The following is an 18,448-nucleotide window of genomic DNA, read 5'->3' on the forward strand; positions in this document are numbered from 1 at the left end:
AGGTTACTTTGTTGCTTTATAAATTGTGGCTATACCTAAACTTAGTTTTTTATATTCAACTTTTTTAAATCCTGTATCTAAAAGAATTTGTCTCATCTTCTCCCCGAAAGGAAAAGCATTTACAGAATCCGGAAGGTATGTGTATGCCCTATTATCCTTGGAAACCAGTCTGCCGATAGCAGGTAATATATTTTTGAAATAAAACATATACAATGGCGCCATGAAACCCTCAACCTTTGAAAACTCCAGTATATAAACACTCTTGTTATCTTTAACAACTCTTCTCAACTCTGCCAAACCTTTGGTAAGGTTTTCAAAATTCCTCACTCCAAATGCAACGGAAACCGCATCAAATCTATTGTCCTCGAAAGGTAAATTTTCTGCATCCCCTTTTTGCATGGAAATTTTGCCGTCTAATTTAAGTTTTTTTATTTTAATAACGCCAACATTTAACATTTGTTGCGATAAATCTAATCCGATCACTTTTGTGCCTATCCCTTTTTCAATGGCAATGGCAAGATCTCCCGTTCCGGTGGCCACATCCAGTACTTCCTGCGGGTTATCGTTTCTCATCCATTTCACCAGCGTATTTCTCCACAGGACATCTATTTTCATAGACAGCACATGATTGAGAAGATCATACTTCGGTGCAATATTGTCGAACATATCTTCTACCTGACTCTTCTTGGTTGCATCAGAGTTGTAGGGCGTAACTTTGGTAATATCTTTTGTCAAAACTTAAAACTTGTAATATTCGTTATAATAATTAAGGTAATCCTGCTTTCTGAAGATCTTTGATCTCGACTCTACCTTCTGGACGTTTTTGATCACTTTATCATAATCTTCGTCTACATTGTAATAAAAATCATCGGTAAATAGTTTGTTGAAGTGTTTTGCTCCCCCAAAATATGTTTTCCCGTCGATTACAGTCTTATCAAGCGCCAAAAGTAGTGAATCTTTTTTAAGATTGTAGCCGTAATATTGTTCGTGGATATAATAATCCTGATGTGCAATATTAATCAGCCCTCTTACTTTATTGACTTCAAAAGCAGAATCGAAGAGCATTTTTTTATTCTGGTCAAAAACTTTAATTGAATTTTTGCCGGTATTCAGATCTACATGCACAGTCTGGCCGCCTGCAATAGTACCTTCGGAACCGTTGTTTATTTTATAATAAAAAGTATTGGGCGTGGGATTATCCACCACGTAATAATTCTTTTTGGCCAGAAAGAGAAAGTAAATCCCAAAGGCAAAGATAAATGCCGCAATTGCAATAAGTAAGCCTTTTAAGGATGCATTATTTTTCATAGGATTGTAAAGTACAATTTTTGCAAATTTAATAATATTTTTAATTCTCTGTTATTAATATTAATTATTAACTTTGCGTCTTTAAAAAATCATTTAAAAGAATGCCGAATACGATCATAATTGGTTCTGGATCTTACCTTCCCAGCAGAATTATCGGGAGAGACTATTTCTTAGGTTCAGAATTTTATACAGAAGACGGGGTAAAGATTGACAAGCCTGCTGAAGAAACGATTGCAAAGTTTGTAGAAATTACAGAGATAGAAAACAGAAGATTCATAGAAGAAGATCTTTCCAATTCTAAAATCGGCTACGAAGCTGCCAAAATAGCGATTGCAGATGCAAAAATAGACCAGGAAGAGCTTGATTATATCATTTATGCGAGCAATTTCGGCGAAGTTACCGCGCACGGATATGCAGACTTCATGCCTACTATGGCTGCAAGAGTGAAGAATAAACTCGGAATTAAAAATAGAAAGTGCGTAACGTATGATATGCTTTTCGGTTGTCCGGGCTGGGTAGAGGCTATGATTCTGGCAGATAATCTGATTAAAGCTAAAGTCGCCAAAACCGTTCTTGTAATCGGCGCAGAAACACTGAGCAGAGTAACGGATCCTCATGACCGAAACAGGATGATTTTTGCCGACGGTGCAGGTGCTGTAGTGGTAAAAGCCACTGATGAAGAAAATGTAGGCATTATTGCCCACAATACCATTTGTGATAACGGCCCCGAACTGGATTATTTAGCAAATGGGCCATCCATCAATAAAGAATCTGACCAGACACGCATTTTCGTAAGAATGCAGGGAAGAAAAATATATGAGTATGCGTTGAAAAACGTACCTGCTGCGATAAAAGAAACTATTGAAGACGCAGGTCTTTCTATTGAAGACATCAATAAGATTTTGATTCACCAGGCTAATGCCAAGATGGATTATGCCATGATCGAAAGGCTACACAAATTGTACAATGTGAAAGATTACGATCACTCCATATCGCCAATGACGATTCAGGAATTCGGAAATTCTTCAGTAGCGACCATCCCTACCATGTTTGATTTAATAATTAAAGGAAAAATGGAGGGCCAATCGTTTAAAGAAAAAGGCAATATTGTAATGACTTCGGTAGGCGCCGGAATGAACATCAATGCTATCGTGTACAGATTTCCTTAATATTATTTAATTTAAAATACAAAAAGCACAGGGAAATTATTCTTTGTGCTTTTTTTTAAACAGATTATGCAAAGAAACTTTTTTATTATTGCAGTCATCTTCCTTTTGCTGGAAGCATACATTTACCAGGCCATCAGAACCCTTACGGATAACTCCTGGATCAGGATCGGCTATTGGGTTATTACCCTTGCGGTGTACGGTTTTTTCGCATACGAAATCTCCAATTTCAGCAGAGCCGACAGAAGCATGATGAGAGCGCAGATCATGATATCCGTATTCCTGATCTTTATTCTTCCTAAAATTTTTGTTGTTTTATTTCTCCTTATTGATGATATCATCAGAACCGGAGGCTACCTGATCGGATTAGCGGGATCTTCAGAAAATTTCTTTCCTGAAAGAAGAAAATTTTTAAGCATTGTAGGACTGGGACTCGGAGGTGTGCTTTCGGCTCTTTTCATTGATGGAATTACCTTTGGAAAGTATCGTCATAAGGTAAGAAGAGTAAGAATCAATTTTGCCAATCTGCCAAAAAGCTTCAAAGGGTATAAAATTGTACAGATCTCGGATGTTCACAGCGGAAGTTTTGCAGATCCTTCCAAATTGGAACATGCCATCAACCTTATCAACGAACAAAACCCAGACCTTGTATTATTCACAGGAGATATGGTGAATAATGTGGCGGAAGAATTTAAGCCATTTATCCCGCTCTTTTCAAAGATAAAAGCGAAAGATGGCAAATTTGCCGTTCTTGGTAATCATGACTATGGAGATTATGTTAAATGGTCATCAATGGATGAAAAGAAACAAAACCTGAGTACTCTGATCGAGTATGAAAGACAGGCCGGTTTTGATATGCTTAGAAATGAGCACCGTATTATTGAGAAAAACGGCGAGCAACTATATATTCTTGGCGTTGAAAACTGGGGATTGAAGCCCTTTCCACAATTCGGGAGAATTGATGACGCGTTAAAAGGAGTACCGGAAACCGCTACAAAAATCCTGATGAGCCATGACCCTACCCATTTCGATTACGTTGTAAAAAAACATCCCGGAAACATCCACCTGACACTTTCCGGACATACACACGGAATGCAGTTCGGACTTGATCTTAAAAATGTTAAATGGTCTCCGGTTCAGTATAAATATCCGAAATGGGCAGATCTGTATGAAAGTGAAGGCAAAATGCTATATGTAAACAGAGGCTTTGGAGTACTGGCTTACCCTGGAAGAGTGGGCGTTTTACCGGAGATTACGCTTTTTGAACTTGCGTAACTTCAATTTTTTTACGAATAAAATTTTCAATGAAGGATACAGGAGAAAGACATATCATCAATCATCAATTCAGCAATAAATCTGAATTATATCTTCATCTAATGCACATTGCCACCTATGAATATGCCAAAAAACTCGTAAAAGGCAAAAAAGTACTGGATTACGGATGTGGTTCGGGATATGGTTCACACATGCTTTCTGAGTCTGCCGCAAGTGTAACAGGTGTTGACATCAGCCAGGAAGCGGTTGATTTTGCAAACAATGAATACAAAGCCCCAAATCTGAATTTTAAAACGATTGCGGAATTAGGAAATGAGAAATTTGATGTCATTACTTCTTTCCAGGTTATTGAACATGTGCCCGACGATAAAAAATACGCGTCTGCAATTAGACAGCTTTTAAATCCGGGCGGAATTGTACTGATATCAACGCCAGATAAAAAACACAGACTTTTTAACTATATCCAGCAACCCTGGAATATTTTTCACCTGAAAGAATATACTCCGGAAAGTCTGGAAAGACTTCTTAAAAAGTATTTTACAGAGGTTAAAATTTTAAAAATAGGTTCAGATTCAGATTTAATTTTAGAAGAAATAAAAAGAACAAAAAAACAGCGAATAGCAGTTCTGCCATCCACTTTATCAATCTATCCTTACTCATTGAGAGTTTTCCTTTTAAATGTTCAGAAAAAGATATTTGAGCTTTTAAGAAAAATCAGGACCGGAAATAAAAATATACTTCAGTCAGAGAACAATACTTCAGTTAATTTTGCATCGCAGTATTCCCATGAAGATATTGTGTTTAAAAAAGAAATGCAATATTCTACAGACCTTCTGGCAATTTGTAAAAACGGCGAATAGAACTTAAAAAATATAATCTTTCATACGGGAAGTAGCCATTTCTTTCTCGTTGATCCAGGTAAGGAGGGCATCTAATTTGTCCTCCATCTTTTTGCCGGAATTCAGCCTTCTGTAAAAAGGAACATCAAAATGATACTTTTTGAAATCGGTAAACTGCCAGGAATTTAAATATATCAGGACAAACTCATCGTTCTTCAATGTTTCAAAAACCATATTCTGGTAATATTTCATCGGCAGAACCTGGAATACAAAATCATTATAAGGCAGTTGACTGTAAGGGGAAATACTTTCAGGAACAATGCTCAATCCGTCCTGTTCAATAATTTCCGTATCTCTTTTTAGTCGTTTGAAAGGAAAGAGAATGTTCGCATTATCAATATTTGAAATATAACTGAATTCCATCAATTTCAGACTTTGATAAGAGATTTTATTGTCCTTCTGCCGGAATCCTTTTATCTGTTTTTCTAAAAATTCTTCAGTTATTCTTTTTGAATTTTCTATTTCTTCAGGATCAGAATTCTTATTGTAAAAAGCAATTTCATGCCCTTGAGATGAAATTGCTTTTAATAAGTTCTGTAATTTTTCTGCTAAAGAAACTTCAACAAAAAAACTTGCTTTTATATCATGAATATTTAAAATTCTTAAAATAGCTTTTGTATTATTTTCTGAAATTTTCAGTCTTTCATCATCGGAAACTTCAGCACCATTTTTGCATTTAGCTTCAATGTTCACGATGTTAAAAGTCAATAATATCATATTAAGTAATTTTTAGATAAAATTTTTAAATATTTAAAAATCAGATGTTAAATTACATCTTAATTAAAGTAAAACTTTACTTATTGATTTTTATTAAGTTTCACTTTCAGATTCTTAATCATGTCTTTCGTCATTTCAGAAATTCCGTATTCATACGATAATCCCCAATCTTTTTTGGCTACAGAATCATCAATCGAGGCTGGCCAGGAATCTGCAATCTGCTGTCTGAAATCCGGCTTATAATCAATTTCAAATTCCGGTATTTCTTTCCTGATTTCTTCAGCAAGTTCTTTCGGCGTAAAAGACATTCCTCCGAGATTATACGAAGATCGTACGCTAAGATTTTCTTTCGGAGCTTCCATAAGCTTAAGCGTTGCATTGATGGCATCATCCATATAAAGCATCGGCATCCCTGTATTTTCAGAAATGAAACTTGTATATTTTCCTTCTTCTATAGCTTCGTAAAAAATCTCAACAGCATAATCTGTTGTTCCGCCACCTGCCGGAGTCTTCCAGGAAATTAATCCGGGATAGCGGATACTTCTTACATCTACCCCATGTTTGTCGAAATAATACTCGCACCATTTTTCTCCTGCCATTTTAGATATTCCGTACACGGTAGTAGGATTTAATACTACGTCCTGCCCTACATTTTCCTTTGGAATTCCTTTTCCGAAAACAGCAATTGAACTTGGCCAGAAAATCTTCTGAATAAGGCCTTCTTTTGCCATTTCACAGAAATGAAGAAGAGGTTCAAGATTCAGCTTCCAGGCGAAAATCGGCTGCTTTTCCGAAGTACCGGATAATAAGGAAGCCAGATGATACACCGTTGTGATTTCATAATCTTTAATGATCTGTCTTACCAACTGTGTATTTGTAACGTCCATTCTTTCATAATATCCTGCAGAAGTAATGCCTTTCTGCCATCTGTCGAGACCGGAAGCAACAACGTTTTCGGCTCCATGAATTTCAACAAGCCTGTTTGTAAGTTCGGTACCGATTTGTCCTAAGGCACCCGTAATAAGTATTCTTTCCGTGTGGGATTCCATTTTTATTTTTATTAGTTGATACAAGCAAAAGTAAATATTTTAAAGCCTATCTTAAAACAAAATCGTAAATTGGATTACAAAATTTGTAAATGAAAAAGATTATTGTTTTACTCATCCTATTTACTTCCACAGTATCAGCACAATATACTGATATCAACATTGTAAAAGAGGTAAAGGTAAAAAATAAAGGCATTGTTGTTTCGGCACATCCGCTTGCAAGCGAGGCAGGTGCTACAATATTGAGAATGGGAGGTAATGCTTACGATGCAGTTGTTGCCACACAGTATGCGCTTGCCGTAGTATATCCGCAGGCCGGAAATATCGGCGGCGGCGGCTTTTTGGTAGGAGTAAAAAATACCGGTGAAAAATTTACGCTGGACTACCGTGAAACAGCACCTTTAAAGGCTACTCACGATATGTATCTTGATAAAAAAGGAAAGGCAGATACTGATCTTTCACAAAACGGAAGACTTGCCGTGGGAGTTCCCGGAAGTGTGGCCGGTTTTTTTGCAACGCTGAAGCATTGCAGGCTGCCGATGGAACAGCTGATTCAGCCGGCGATCGATTTAGCTGAAAAAGGATTCGCCATTACACGGCAGGAAGCAGACCTTTTAAACAACAATAAAGCAAACTTCGAGCGCCACAATAAAACAAATATTGTTTTTGTGAAAAATACTCCCTGGAAAACAGGCGACCTTCTCATCCAAAAAGAGCTTGCAGAAACTTTAAAAAGGATTCAAAAATCAGGACAAAAAGGATTTTATGAGGGTAAAACCGCAGAACTTCTTGTTGCCGAAATGAAAAAGGGAACCGGAATTATTACTTCTGAAGACCTGAAAAACTATAAAGTTGCTGAAAGGAAAGCCTTGGACTTCGATTATAAAGGAAATCAGATTGTTTCGATGCCTTTACCTTCAAGCGGTGGTATCCTTCTGGCACAAATGCTTAAAATGGCGGCTTACGAAAACCTTGAAAAATACCAGCAGAATTCGGTAAAAGCCGTTCAGGTTATGGTGGAAGCTGAAAGAAGAGCGTATGCCGACCGTGCTGAGTACATGGGAGATCCCGGATTTATTCAGGATAAAACTTCATACCTTATTTCCGACGAATATTTAAAAAACAGATGGAAAAGCTTTAATTTTAACAAAGCCACTCCCAGCGCAGAAGTCGGAAAAATCATAAAACAACCTAAAGAATCTACAGAAACTACCCATATTTCGGTTATTGATAAGGATGGAAATGCCGCTGCCGTTACCACAACATTGAATGGCCTATACGGAAGTAAAGTTGTTGTATCAGGAGCCGGATTCTTCTTAAATAATGAAATGGATGATTTCTCCATTAAACCAGGTGTTCCAAACATGTTTGGAGCCGTGGGTGGAGAGGCTAATTCTATTCAGCCCAATAAAAGAATGCTCTCTTCAATGACTCCGACTATTGTTCTGAAAAACGGAAAACCGTATATGGTTGTAGGAACACCGGGAGGAACGACAATTCCTACTTCTGTTTATCAGTCGATTGTAAATGTGGTGGATTTTAAACTGAATGCCAACATGTCTGTGAATGCTCCGAAATTCCATCATCAATGGCTTCCGGAAACGGTTGCCTTTGAAAAGAATTTTCCTGAAACCACTATAACGGATATGGAAAAGCTGGGCTATAAAGCCGAAAAATGGGGACAAATCGGAAGAACAGAAATGATCCTGATTGACGAAGAAGGTACCATTCATGCTGTGGCAGATGGCAGAGGTGATGATTCGGTAGCGGTGGAATAATATTTAAAATACTTATATTCTTCTTCTTTAAGAATTTAGACGATCTAGTTTCGGCGGAGCTTTCAGCTCCGCCGAAACTTTTACTGACATTTGTCATAGTAAACAATAATTTTTTCATAATTTTCGCGCTTCAAAACAATTTCATTGAAAGCAAAAAAACTTTATCCGCAGCTTTATTTTCAGGTGGTAATCGCCATTATTGCCGGAATTCTTTTAGGAAGATTTTATCCTGAACTCGGGGAAAAGATGAAACCTCTGGGTGACGGATTCATCAAACTGGTGAAAATGATTATCGCTCCGGTAATTTTTATTACCCTCACTTTAGGAATTGCGCACATGACAGATCTGAAGAAAGTAGGAAGAATTGCTGTTAAAGCCATGATTTACTTTTTAACCTTTTCGACACTGGCTTTGATTATCGGACTTGTAGTCGGAAACATTTTGCAACCCGGACACGGACTGAATATAGATCCTGCTACCCTTTCGGGAGACGTGTCACAGTATCAGCAGAAAGCGCACGAAACTACCCTCACCGGGTTTATTATGAATATTATTCCGGAAACGCTCTTCAGTCCGCTGGTGGGAGAAAATATCCTTCAGGTTCTTCTTGTTGCTATCCTGATGGGAGTTGCCCTTGTTTTAACAAAAGAAAAAAGCAGGAAAGTTACCGAATTCCTGCAGGATCTTTCTACACCGGTTTTCAAAATTGTGCATATGCTGATGAAGCTTGCACCTATCGGAGCATTTGGGGCAATGGCCTTTACGATCGGGAAATATGGTCTTCACTCTGTTTTAAATTTAATATTCCTGGTGGGAACGTTTTACATTACTTCTGCCTTATTTGTGGTGTTGGTTTTAGGAGCAGTAGCATGGTACAACGGATTCAATATCTTTAAACTGATGTATTACCTTAAAGAAGAGCTGCTGTTGGTTCTGGGAACCAGTTCGTCAGAATCTGCACTTCCGGGAATCATGGAAAAACTGGAAAAAGCAGGATGTTCGAGAGCGATTGTAGGTTTAGTCGTTCCGACAGGATATTCTTTCAATCTGGACGGTACCAATATTTACATGACACTGGCTTCACTGTTTATCGCGCAGGCTTTGAATATTCATCTCCCGATCGAAAAACAGATCATGCTGCTGTTAGTGGCCATGCTTAGTTCAAAAGGTGCCGCAGGAGTTACCGGGGCCGGTTTTGTAACATTAGCAGCCACGCTTGCTGTGGTTCCTGAAATTCCTATTGCAGGAATGACACTGATTTTGGGAATTGATAAATTTATGAGCGAATGCCGAGCTTTAACGAATGTGATCGGAAATTCCGTAGCAACGGTAGTGGTTGCCAACTGGGAAAAGCAATTGGATAAAAGTCAGCTGCAATATGTATTGGATCATCCCGGTAACGTAGAGGAAAAGCTGGAAGTTTAATCTTGAAGTGGATCTAATCCTTCTATAAACGACAGTTTTAGCCTCAATTGAGCGGCATGTCTGAGCTCTTTTCGGTTTTTGGCGGCGGCAAAGCCGCCGCCAAAAACCGAAAAAGCGAGTAGCGAAAGCGAGAAACAGCTCCTAAAAATTAATAGAAAATAATTCTTCTTTGTAGGAATAGCCGTATTTAAATCAGAATATTCAAACTTGAAGGCTGAACTTTTACGTGAATGGGTGATTTTATTTTATTGAATTCACCGTCAATATGCCAGTTTTTGGTATTAACCTTAAATTGTATTTCTGAAACAGGGAGGTAAGTGATATAATTATCGTCTTTCAGCTTTTTGGTAAACATTCTAAATGCAAAAAGCGGCGAATAGGTGATCGGGAATTTTTTTACGAGAACCATATCGACCAGTCCGTCACTTTTACTTGCATGTGGTGCGATATACGCATTATTCCCGAACTGGCGGGTATTGGCAATATTGACCATCAAATATTTGCCATTGTACTCCTTGTATTTTTCATCTAAAAATTTCACCTTTTTCGGTTTGTAGCTGAAAAATGTTTTAAGGGAAACTTTAATATAGTTTTTAAAACCGCGGGTGGTTTTTTCAAATTCCTTCACCACTTTGCCGTCAAAACCTGTTCCCGAGACATTAATGGACAATCTCCCGTTTATGGTAAAAGTATCAATCTTTCTGGATTTTTTTGCCCGCAGCTTTTCGAGAAGTTCATCGAGGTTTTTGCTGAAATTGTTTTCGTTGGAAAATCCATTGCCGGAACCCGCCGGAAAAATAGCCAGTATTTTTTCTGTATTAATGAGATTACGGGCTACCGTTGAAATTGTTCCGTCTCCCCCGATGGCCACGAAAACATCAACTTCTGTATAATGTGCATGTATAAAATCATCGGTTCCCAGAATAGATTCTGAAATATAATACAAAGGATCTTTCACCTTGGCATGCAGTTCATTGAGAAACGGCTGATAGTTTCTTTTGGCTGAAAAAGGGTTGATGATAAAGGCTACTTTTTCCATTGATGCAAAATTAAAAAATGCTTTCAGATTAGAAAGCATTAAATTCAGTTAATTTTCATTCGACGGGCAAAATCAGGTTTTATATATCCGCTCAAATCTTCCCATGAGATGGAGAGAATAATATCTCCTATATCATAATTGCGGCTGATCTCATTCATATTATAATGAAAATAAAGGTTGGAATCATCAAAGTAAAAATTTCTGGTGACGGGAAAGGTAACGGCAGAAAGAACCTTATACGCTTCCCTGTCGTAGGTTTTGATCTGCTGCATCATGGTGGTTTTCTCGAGGCTAAGTTTTAAAATTCTACTGATAGTTTCTTCCGACAATACTAATACATCAGATAATTCAAGCTTTTTTTGGTTTTTAAAATCGAAAACTTTCTCTACATAATGATACTGTACTCTATGCTCGGCTTCAAACTGGCTGGTATAATACTGAACCGAAACGTAGTTATTCCTGTTCATCCGCACATTCATCTGAGAAATATAAGACCATTGCTGCTGCTGTTTTACTTGTGAGAGCCCGCCGGAACTTTTCATCCTGTCATAAACAGACTGTTTTTCTTTTTTAAGATAAGCCTGAAGGCCGTTTCTGGAAAAATCGGATATTTCTTTATTTTGGTAAATTTCTTTCAGAAGCTTTTTATTATTAAGATTGGGAAACCATAAAAGCTTAGAAGAATAACGCAATACTACAGAATCTGAAATTTTGACAGTATCTTCTTCAATTACAGAATCTATACTGATCCTGCCGAAACTTTTATTGTCGGTATTTTTCTTTTCATTCCCAAACTCTTTGCAGGCAAAGATGCTTGTAAGAAAAATGAAAGCATATATAAGATACGTTTTTTTCATCATTTGTGTGTATTAATTGGTCGCAACTTTTAATAGCTGATGCCCATTCTTCTTTCAAATTCAGGATTAATGGTACCTTTCAGCTCTTTCCATGAAACAGGAATGGTGATGTCTCCTGCTGCAAATGCGGCAATCTCGTAAGGACTGTAATGGAAATACAGGTTTTTTTCATCAAAATAGAAATTTTCAGTTGCAGGGATGACATCTACCAAAAGCATCTCCGAATTATTCACTGCTCCGGTATTGTCTGTGGTTCCGCTGTTTATTTTATTAATATTCTTCAGCAGCATTGCTTCAATTTTAGCCTTAGGCATTGTGGTAATATCTTTCAGCTGAAGTTTTTTATTATTTTTCAGGTCAAAAACTCTTTCTGAAAATCCGTAATTATCATGGGCTCCTCCTTCATAAGAACCCCAGACATATTGAATATGGATATAGTCGTTGATTCTTGATTTAAGGTTCATTCCTGTATCTGAGTACCATTCCTGGGAAAAGTTCATATCGGAAATCCAGTCTTTGGAATCCTTTTTCATGGTATTGAAGTACTCATTTTTATTTTTTTCAATCGCTGCCCGGAGTCCGCTTTTAGAAAAGTCACTGATGTTTTTTTCTTCAAAATAAATGCTGTCAAGAAGCGTCCTGTCTTTAATATTTGGGAATACCAGCATGGCAGATGAATATTTAACTTTCAGGGAATCGCTAAGCTGTAATGAATCATTCACTTTTACAGAATCTACCGTGAATGTATTCGCCTGAACAGTATCATTTGTAACAGTATCGGTACTGCTGTTTTCGGTTTTTTTGCAGGAAACGATCATGAGTGTTGATAGAGCCAGAGCAGCCACAATATTTTTCATAATTCTGATTTTCTATACAAATGCAAAAACCATTCAAAAAATGAATGGTTTCTAAACTTATTTAAAAATTGTATGGTTTTTATTTTTTCACAAGGCTGATTACTTGGTTTTCCTGCTTGGACGCAACCCCCCAAATCTGCTTGAATGCAGGATAGTATTCTTTCGGATAGTTCGGGCTCAGAACTTTTGTGGTGGAAATCACTTCCAAAGTATTGCCTTTTTGCTCTGCGATATAGCTATACTCAATTTCTTTATCTTCGGTAACAATCTTTTTATTTTTCGGCATTTCTTCAATCGCATATCCTTCCGGAATCTGAAGAACGATCTTTTTCACTCTTGTAAAAGGTGTTATAAAATCAATCATGTACTTTCTTTCTTCCGTCTGATCAAATTCATTGGAATTTTTGTTCAGGAAAAGCATCGGATTGATGATGATCTTTTTGCCGACTTTATCAATAAGGTTTTCAGACGAAAATTTCATAGTGCTTTCAAAATCGCCGTTATCAATAACTTTTGAATCGATATCGGTAAAGTCTATGGAGAAATTTTCTTTGTATTGTTTTTTGTATTTATCAGCATTATCGTCATAGTTTTCTTTGGCAAACATGGCATATGTCCCGGTATCCCTGTCAGAATAGTTTCCTGAAATGCTTCCGTCATCATTAATTTTTGCGGTAGCTGTAAGATAGGTAAAGCTTGTTTTTGCATTGCTCATCGTAAGTTGCTGAACTTTTTCTTTAGAAATAAGAATCCCAAACTGATTCCAGTCTCTCGGTGGAAGCTGGTCTATTGAAGACTGTTTTACTGTGGCATCATACAGATGGAAGCCGTCCTTCGTCTGGATTGCAGCAATCACAAAATTCATATTGGAAACATTGGGAGAAGCAAGATTAATCAATCCGTTACTAATGGTAGAAATAGCCAGCGGATCTGCCTTTATACCTGCCTCACGCAGCAACATTACAAGGAAAAGATTAATTTCTGCAGCATTTCCTGTTTTTGTTTCCAGCATTTTTTTAATTCCGTCTTCCGTATAAATACCTGCGTCTTTGTTCCATGTAAAAGTATTTTTTACATAATTGAAAATAGCATTTGCCTTATCGAGTTCATTGGAAATTCCTGCAATATTTGCGGGCATGTTTTCTTTAGCAAGCTTTGTTTTCTTCAATTCCCCGCCAAAATCCTCTCTTTCATACATACGGTCTTTTATCTGCTCCCACGATGATGAATACAGCTTTAGCTCCCTAAAATTTGTAGAGTGCAGTTCTGCACCAATTTTTGTTCTGTAATTTCTGTCGTTATTTACAAATTTTTCTGTTTTGAATGCCTTTACATTCTCATATCCAAATCTGTAAGTTCTGTAAGTGGCACCATACATCATCCTTTCGTCCACTTCTTTATATTGTGGCACCAGAGATCCTGTATAATTAATATTGTAAGCTATATTCACAGGACTGTCCAGGATATATTCCGTATAAAGAGAAGGAGTGTCCGTTTCAATCAAGATCTCGGGAATAAAATAAAGAAAAGGTGAGGTAACCTCATACTGATACTCTATGACAGAGCCGTTTTTCACATTAGGAAAAGCAAATTTGTTAATAGATATGTACTTGCTTTCCTTACTTTTATACTTCGAACTTTTATCAACCTTCGTGGCAACTGCGGTGCCGTTTTCAAGGTTGTAAGTATATGCTTTCATTTTATTAAGCAGTTCCTGATCGCTACCGTTCTGATAAAGAGGTATTTCAAGATTCAGCCAGTCTTCAGCTTTATCCTTATCATAAATTTTTACCCTGTAGTACGTATTTTTAACGAGATATCCGGTCGTGTTATCTACACTGAACCGTAATGATTTATAGAGAATTTCCGCAGGAGCATTTTCGTCCAACGTTGATTTTTGTTTTGATAAATCCGCATCATTAAATTTGGGTGGATCGAAAAATTTGTGTTTTTGAGCCTCCACAAAAATGAACTGCATTGAGCAAAAGGCGATGAATACTATTTTCTTCATGTTAAATCTTAGATATTAAAACTTTTGAGTTATCGATATTAATAGTTTTTTTCCTGAAATTGATGTAATCGTTATATTTTTCTTTTGGGTAAATACCTTTATTGATTCTGATGGATCTGTTGACTTTTAAAGATTCTCCATTCTTTACAAAACTTAGTTTATAGGTTCCGAATTCTGAATTCAGCACCACATTTTCCGGTACCTCTTCTATTTTATATTGCTGGGGAATGATGAAGCTGACTTCATACTCATCTTCAAATGACTGTCTCAGTTCGAAAGGCAATTCCCTGTTATCCTCATTTTTATAAATATTATTGGAGTAAATGGGAACGGCTCTGAAAATGATACTGCTACCCGCATTTTTAGAATAATTGTTAGCTTTGAAATCCAGATCGTATTTTGCAACGGCATTATCTTTATCATTCAGGAAATTTTTCATTTCAATTTTTTCGAAATGCAAAACATCAAGCATATTTTTTACCGCTTCTGCTCGCTCTTTGGGAGACATGGTGGCCAGAACCAGATTATTATCATACTGAATACCCGTATAAGAAAAGCTGCCTTCTCCCAGAATACTGTTGTCTTCATTGATTTTGATTTTAAGCTGCTGTTTTTCCTTGCTTTTATCAGCAGGATAGGAAGGTGTGTCCATCACCTCAATTCCATCTTTTTTTACAATGAGAACATTTCTGTCAGTTGTGGTATATCCCAAATGATTAAAGGCAATCTGTTGCGAAGTATTCTCAAGCCAGATATTTCCTTTTTCTGTAGGAACCATTAATATGATATGATTTCCACCCATTTTCGGAAAATCTTTATCAAATGATACAGGTGAAGAACCTGAATTGATCTTGCAATAATAAGAAGGAATACCCGCTTCATCCAGCATGGTTTTCATATAGGTGGATAATCCTTTGCAGTCGCCGTATCCTTTTTTCTGTACTTCATCCGGAAGCATCGGCTGCCATCCGCCAATACCCAGTGCTACAAAAATATATCTCGTTTTGCTCTGCATATACTGATAGATCTTCTTCACTTTGTCTTCTGTTGTTCCCTGTAAATGCAATGAAGCCACTTCAGCTTTTATAGCAGGTGTTGATACGAATACGGGTTCCAGGATATTTTTATAGTACCAGCTTCCGAAATCCTTCCAGTCATTAAGTGTTCCTTGCTTCCCTTCAAGATTAAATTTCGTTAAGGCAAAGCTTACTTTAGGTAAGATTTTCACAGGCTGAGGCAATAAAAATACGTCATCTATTGCAGGAACGTTCATATAAGTATACACCTTTTCACCGGCATTTTCACTTTCGATTACTGAAGTGTAATTATAAGCTGACGGATAAATTTTTGTTCTCAGGTCAATGCCGGATTTATTAATGAATTTCATCTGGGCTTCTTCTAACGAAACCTTGGTAGATCTGAAAGGGGTAAAATCTGGTAAGAAGACCGTGTTTTCATCACTGATCTGGTAAGAAAATTCGACAGTGTAGGGATATTGTGTCGGTGTATATGATAACACCATTACTCTGTTATCCGAATAAAATGTTCCCTGATCATTATTGGCAAAATCTCCAAAATCAGATTTTGAAAAAGACTTTATTTTTTTTCCGGATTCATCGTAGATATTAACTTTAACATCTGAGATGCTGTTTCCCTTTTCGTACGGAATATACGCGCGGGCATCTGAATCTCCGTCCCTATTAAGAACTGTCGTTACAGTATAATACTGATATTTTATATCGTCGATCTTATTGATCTGAATAGTAGTAAAATCTTTTCTGATAACCGCATCAGCATTTTTTTTCAGATTCTCCGGAATTGCAGAAACAGGAAAACTCTGTGTATAATATAAAGATGCTGCAGAAAGCGCTACGGTACAAAGTATTTTAATCATGGTTATTAAAATTTAGCAAAAATAGGAAAATCCAGGCAAGTGTTAAAAATAATTTTTATGCATACTGGATTTAAAATTTAAAAGGAAAAAAGACCCCATTGCTGAGGTCTTTTATTATGTTAAATGCTATTTTATTATGCGTCAATTTTTGCATATTTAGCATTCTTTTCAATAAATTCTCTTCTTGGAGGAACCTCATCCCCCATCAGCATAGAGAAAACACTGTCTGCTTCTACAGCGTTATCAATAGTTACCTGCTTCAGGATTCTGTGTTCCGGATTAAGCGTTGTTTCCCAAAGCTGTTCCGGATTCATTTCACCAAGACCTTTGTAACGCTGTACTTCTACCCCTTTTCCGTCCGGAGACATCTCAAGTGTAAATTCTTCACGTTCTTTTTCGTTGTAGGCGTACACTTTTTTGTTTCCTTTTTTCAATAAATATAAGGGTGGCTGAGCAATATAAATATACCCGTTCTCAATCAGTTCTTTCATATACCTGAAGAAGAATGTAAGAATCAGGGTAGAAATATGGGATCCATCGATATCGGCATCGGTCATGATTACGATTTTATGGTATCTTAGCTTCGCCATATTCAACGCTTTGCTGTCTTCTTCCGTACCAACAGAAACGCCAAGAGCGGTATAAATATTTTTTATTTCTTCGTTGTCATATACCTTATGAAGCATTGACTTTTCAACATTCAGAATTTTACCCCTTAACGGAAGAATAGCCTGGAAAAACCTGTCTCTACCTTGCTTTGCTGTTCCACCCGCGGAATCTCCCTCTACAAGGAATATTTCAGATTCTGCAGGATCTTTTGAAGAACAGTCAGACAGTTTCCCCGGAAGTCCGGACCCTCCCATCGGAGATTTTCTCTGAACCATCTCACGGGCTTTCTTAGCAGCCTGTCTTGCTTTTGCAGCTAAAACTACTTTTTGAACGATCTGCTTGGCTTCAGTTGGGTTCTCTTCAAGGAAATTACTTAACATTTCCCCTACAATCTTATCTACTGCTCCTGAGACTTCGGAGTTACCTAGTTTTGTTTTGGTCTGCCCTTCAAACTGAGGCTCCATCACTTTTACGGAAATTACAGCCGTTAATCCTTCACGGAAGTCATCACCCGTAACCTCTACTTTTTCTTTTTGTGGAATACCCAGATCATCGGCATATTTTTTAAGAGTTCTCGTTAAAGCACGTCTGAAACCTGCCAGGTGAGTTCCCCCTTCATGAGTATTGATATTATTAACGTAAGAGTGAAGGTTTTCCGTAAATGAGGTATTGTAGCGCATTGCTACTTCTACCGGGATATCATCTCTTTCGCCTTCCATGAAAATCACATTTTCCATGATAGACTCACGGTTTCCGTCGATATAGGCCACAAATTCCTTCAATCCTCCCTCAGAATGAAAGACTTCTGATCTGAAAGATCCGTCATCCATTTTTTCTCTTTCATCCGTTAAAGTAATGGTAATTCCTTTATTAAGGTAAGAAAGCTCTCTTAAACGGCTCGCTAATGTATCATAATTATAAACCAGTTCCGTAAAGATGCTGTCATCCGGCTGGAAGAACTGCTTGGTTCCTCTCTGGTCACTGTGCCCGATTTCCTCAACACCGGTCTGTGCTTTTCCTCTCGAGTAAATCTGCTGATAAACGTTTCCGTCTCTGTAAACGGTGGTTACCATTTCATTGGAAAGTGCATTCACACACGATACCCCAACTCCGTGAAGACCTCCTGAAACCTTGTAAGAATCTTTATCGAACTTACCTCCGGCCCCGATTTTTGTCATTACAACCTCAAGAGCAGATTTTTGTTCTTTTTCATGGAAGTCTACGGGAATACCTCTACCATTATCACTTACTTCAATTCCGTTTCCTTCTTTGATTGCAACGAAGATCGTATCGCAGTATCCTGCCAAAGCCTCGTCAATAGAATTATCCACTACTTCATAAACCAAATGATGCAGGCCTCTTACTCCTACATCACCAATGTACATTGAAGGGCGCATACGAACGTGTTCCATCCCTTCCAATGCCTGAATACTACTAGCTGTATATTGTTTCTGACTCATATAAAATATTAAAAATCCTGCTAAATGCAAAGACCCACAAATATCGTGATTTTTTTCGAGTTATGAAAGTTAAAATGAATCAAAACGGACACATTTTTCCACACAAA

15 protein-coding genes are annotated in these 18,448 nt (G+C 37.4%); 5 read left to right on the top strand and 10 right to left on the bottom strand.

The features are described 5' to 3' along the window. Positions 1–3 precede the first annotated feature (3 nt). Together ubiE and ACYT6F_RS18415 are read right to left on the bottom strand one after the other, a co-directional pair. Positions 4–666: a bifunctional demethylmenaquinone methyltransferase/2-methoxy-6-polyprenyl-1,4-benzoquinol methylase UbiE gene (ubiE, locus tag ACYT6F_RS18410; RefSeq protein ID WP_472601143.1), complete on the bottom strand. Its 663-nt coding sequence runs from the start codon at positions 664–666 to the stop codon at positions 4–6. A 72-nt stretch (positions 667–738) separates the two neighbouring features. Beyond that, positions 739–1,308 (bottom strand): hypothetical protein, encoded by a 570-nt coding sequence (locus ACYT6F_RS18415; RefSeq protein WP_472599064.1) that lies wholly within the window; start codon positions 1,306–1,308, stop codon positions 739–741. Positions 1,309–1,409: 101 nt separating this feature from the next. On the opposite strand from ACYT6F_RS18415, the gene ACYT6F_RS18420 reads away from it, so the two are divergent. From ACYT6F_RS18420 to ACYT6F_RS18430, 3 genes are all read left to right on the top strand, one after another. Then, the gene (locus ACYT6F_RS18420) at positions 1,410–2,477 is read left to right on the top strand and encodes a 3-oxoacyl-ACP synthase III family protein (protein ID WP_472599065.1); all 1,068 of its coding nucleotides are present in this window, start codon (positions 1,410–1,412) and stop codon (positions 2,475–2,477) included. Between the two features lie 66 nt (positions 2,478–2,543). Continuing rightward, positions 2,544–3,749 (top strand): metallophosphoesterase, encoded by a 1,206-nt coding sequence (locus ACYT6F_RS18425; protein ID WP_472599066.1) that lies wholly within the window; start codon positions 2,544–2,546, stop codon positions 3,747–3,749. A 29-nt stretch (positions 3,750–3,778) separates the two neighbouring features. After that, complete coding sequence (locus tag ACYT6F_RS18430; protein WP_472599067.1) at positions 3,779–4,609, top strand: class I SAM-dependent methyltransferase; 831 nt, start codon at positions 3,779–3,781, stop codon at positions 4,607–4,609. Positions 4,610–4,612: 3 nt separating this feature from the next. Here ACYT6F_RS18430 and ACYT6F_RS18435 read toward each other — a convergent pair whose 3' ends face one another. Together ACYT6F_RS18435 and ACYT6F_RS18440 are read right to left on the bottom strand one after the other, a co-directional pair. Further along, a complete protein-coding gene (locus ACYT6F_RS18435; protein ID WP_472599068.1) occupies positions 4,613–5,365 on the bottom strand; it encodes a polysaccharide deacetylase family protein in 753 nt (250 codons plus the stop codon). A gap of 80 nt (positions 5,366–5,445) precedes the next feature. After that, positions 5,446–6,414 carry an NAD-dependent epimerase/dehydratase family protein gene (locus ACYT6F_RS18440; RefSeq protein ID WP_472599069.1) on the bottom strand — a complete coding sequence of 323 codons (969 nt, stop codon included), beginning with the start codon at positions 6,412–6,414 and terminating at the stop codon, positions 5,446–5,448. A gap of 89 nt (positions 6,415–6,503) precedes the next feature. Here ACYT6F_RS18440 and ggt point away from each other — a divergent pair, with 89 nt between their 5' ends. Together ggt and ACYT6F_RS18450 are read left to right on the top strand one after the other, a co-directional pair. Then, positions 6,504–8,189 (top strand): gamma-glutamyltransferase, encoded by a 1,686-nt coding sequence (gene ggt, locus ACYT6F_RS18445; RefSeq protein WP_472599070.1) that lies wholly within the window; start codon positions 6,504–6,506, stop codon positions 8,187–8,189. A 144-nt stretch (positions 8,190–8,333) separates the two neighbouring features. Then, the gene (locus ACYT6F_RS18450) at positions 8,334–9,614 is read left to right on the top strand and encodes a dicarboxylate/amino acid:cation symporter (RefSeq protein WP_472599071.1); all 1,281 of its coding nucleotides are present in this window, start codon (positions 8,334–8,336) and stop codon (positions 9,612–9,614) included. Positions 9,615–9,801: 187 nt separating this feature from the next. On the opposite strand, the gene ACYT6F_RS18455 is transcribed toward ACYT6F_RS18450, so the two are convergent. The 6 genes from ACYT6F_RS18455 to gyrB all read right to left on the bottom strand — a co-directional run bounded on the left by ACYT6F_RS18455 (position 9,802) and on the right by gyrB (position 18,341). Beyond that, the gene (locus ACYT6F_RS18455) at positions 9,802–10,653 is read right to left on the bottom strand and encodes a diacylglycerol/lipid kinase family protein (RefSeq protein ID WP_472599072.1); all 852 of its coding nucleotides are present in this window, start codon (positions 10,651–10,653) and stop codon (positions 9,802–9,804) included. Between the two features lie 44 nt (positions 10,654–10,697). After that, positions 10,698–11,513: a DUF3298 domain-containing protein gene (locus ACYT6F_RS18460; protein ID WP_472599073.1), complete on the bottom strand. Its 816-nt coding sequence runs from the start codon at positions 11,511–11,513 to the stop codon at positions 10,698–10,700. Positions 11,514–11,539: 26 nt separating this feature from the next. After that, positions 11,540–12,367, bottom strand: a complete 828-nt coding sequence (locus ACYT6F_RS18465; protein ID WP_472599074.1) for an RsiV family protein — start codon at positions 12,365–12,367, stop codon at positions 11,540–11,542. 79 nt (positions 12,368–12,446) lie between these two features. Then, positions 12,447–14,378: a transglutaminase-like domain-containing protein gene (locus ACYT6F_RS18470; protein WP_472599075.1), complete on the bottom strand. Its 1,932-nt coding sequence runs from the start codon at positions 14,376–14,378 to the stop codon at positions 12,447–12,449. 1 nt (position 14,379) lies between these two features. Further along, positions 14,380–16,272, bottom strand: coding sequence for a DUF3857 domain-containing protein (locus ACYT6F_RS18475; protein ID WP_472599076.1), 1,893 nt, complete (start codon positions 16,270–16,272; stop codon positions 14,380–14,382). 134 nt (positions 16,273–16,406) lie between these two features. Then, on the bottom strand, positions 16,407–18,341 hold the full coding sequence (gyrB, locus tag ACYT6F_RS18480) for a DNA topoisomerase (ATP-hydrolyzing) subunit B (protein ID WP_472599077.1): 1,935 nt from the start codon (positions 18,339–18,341) through the stop codon (positions 16,407–16,409). Positions 18,342–18,448: the final 107 nt, after the last annotated feature.

This window comes from Chryseobacterium sp. NG-CE01, from assembly GCF_055695505.1.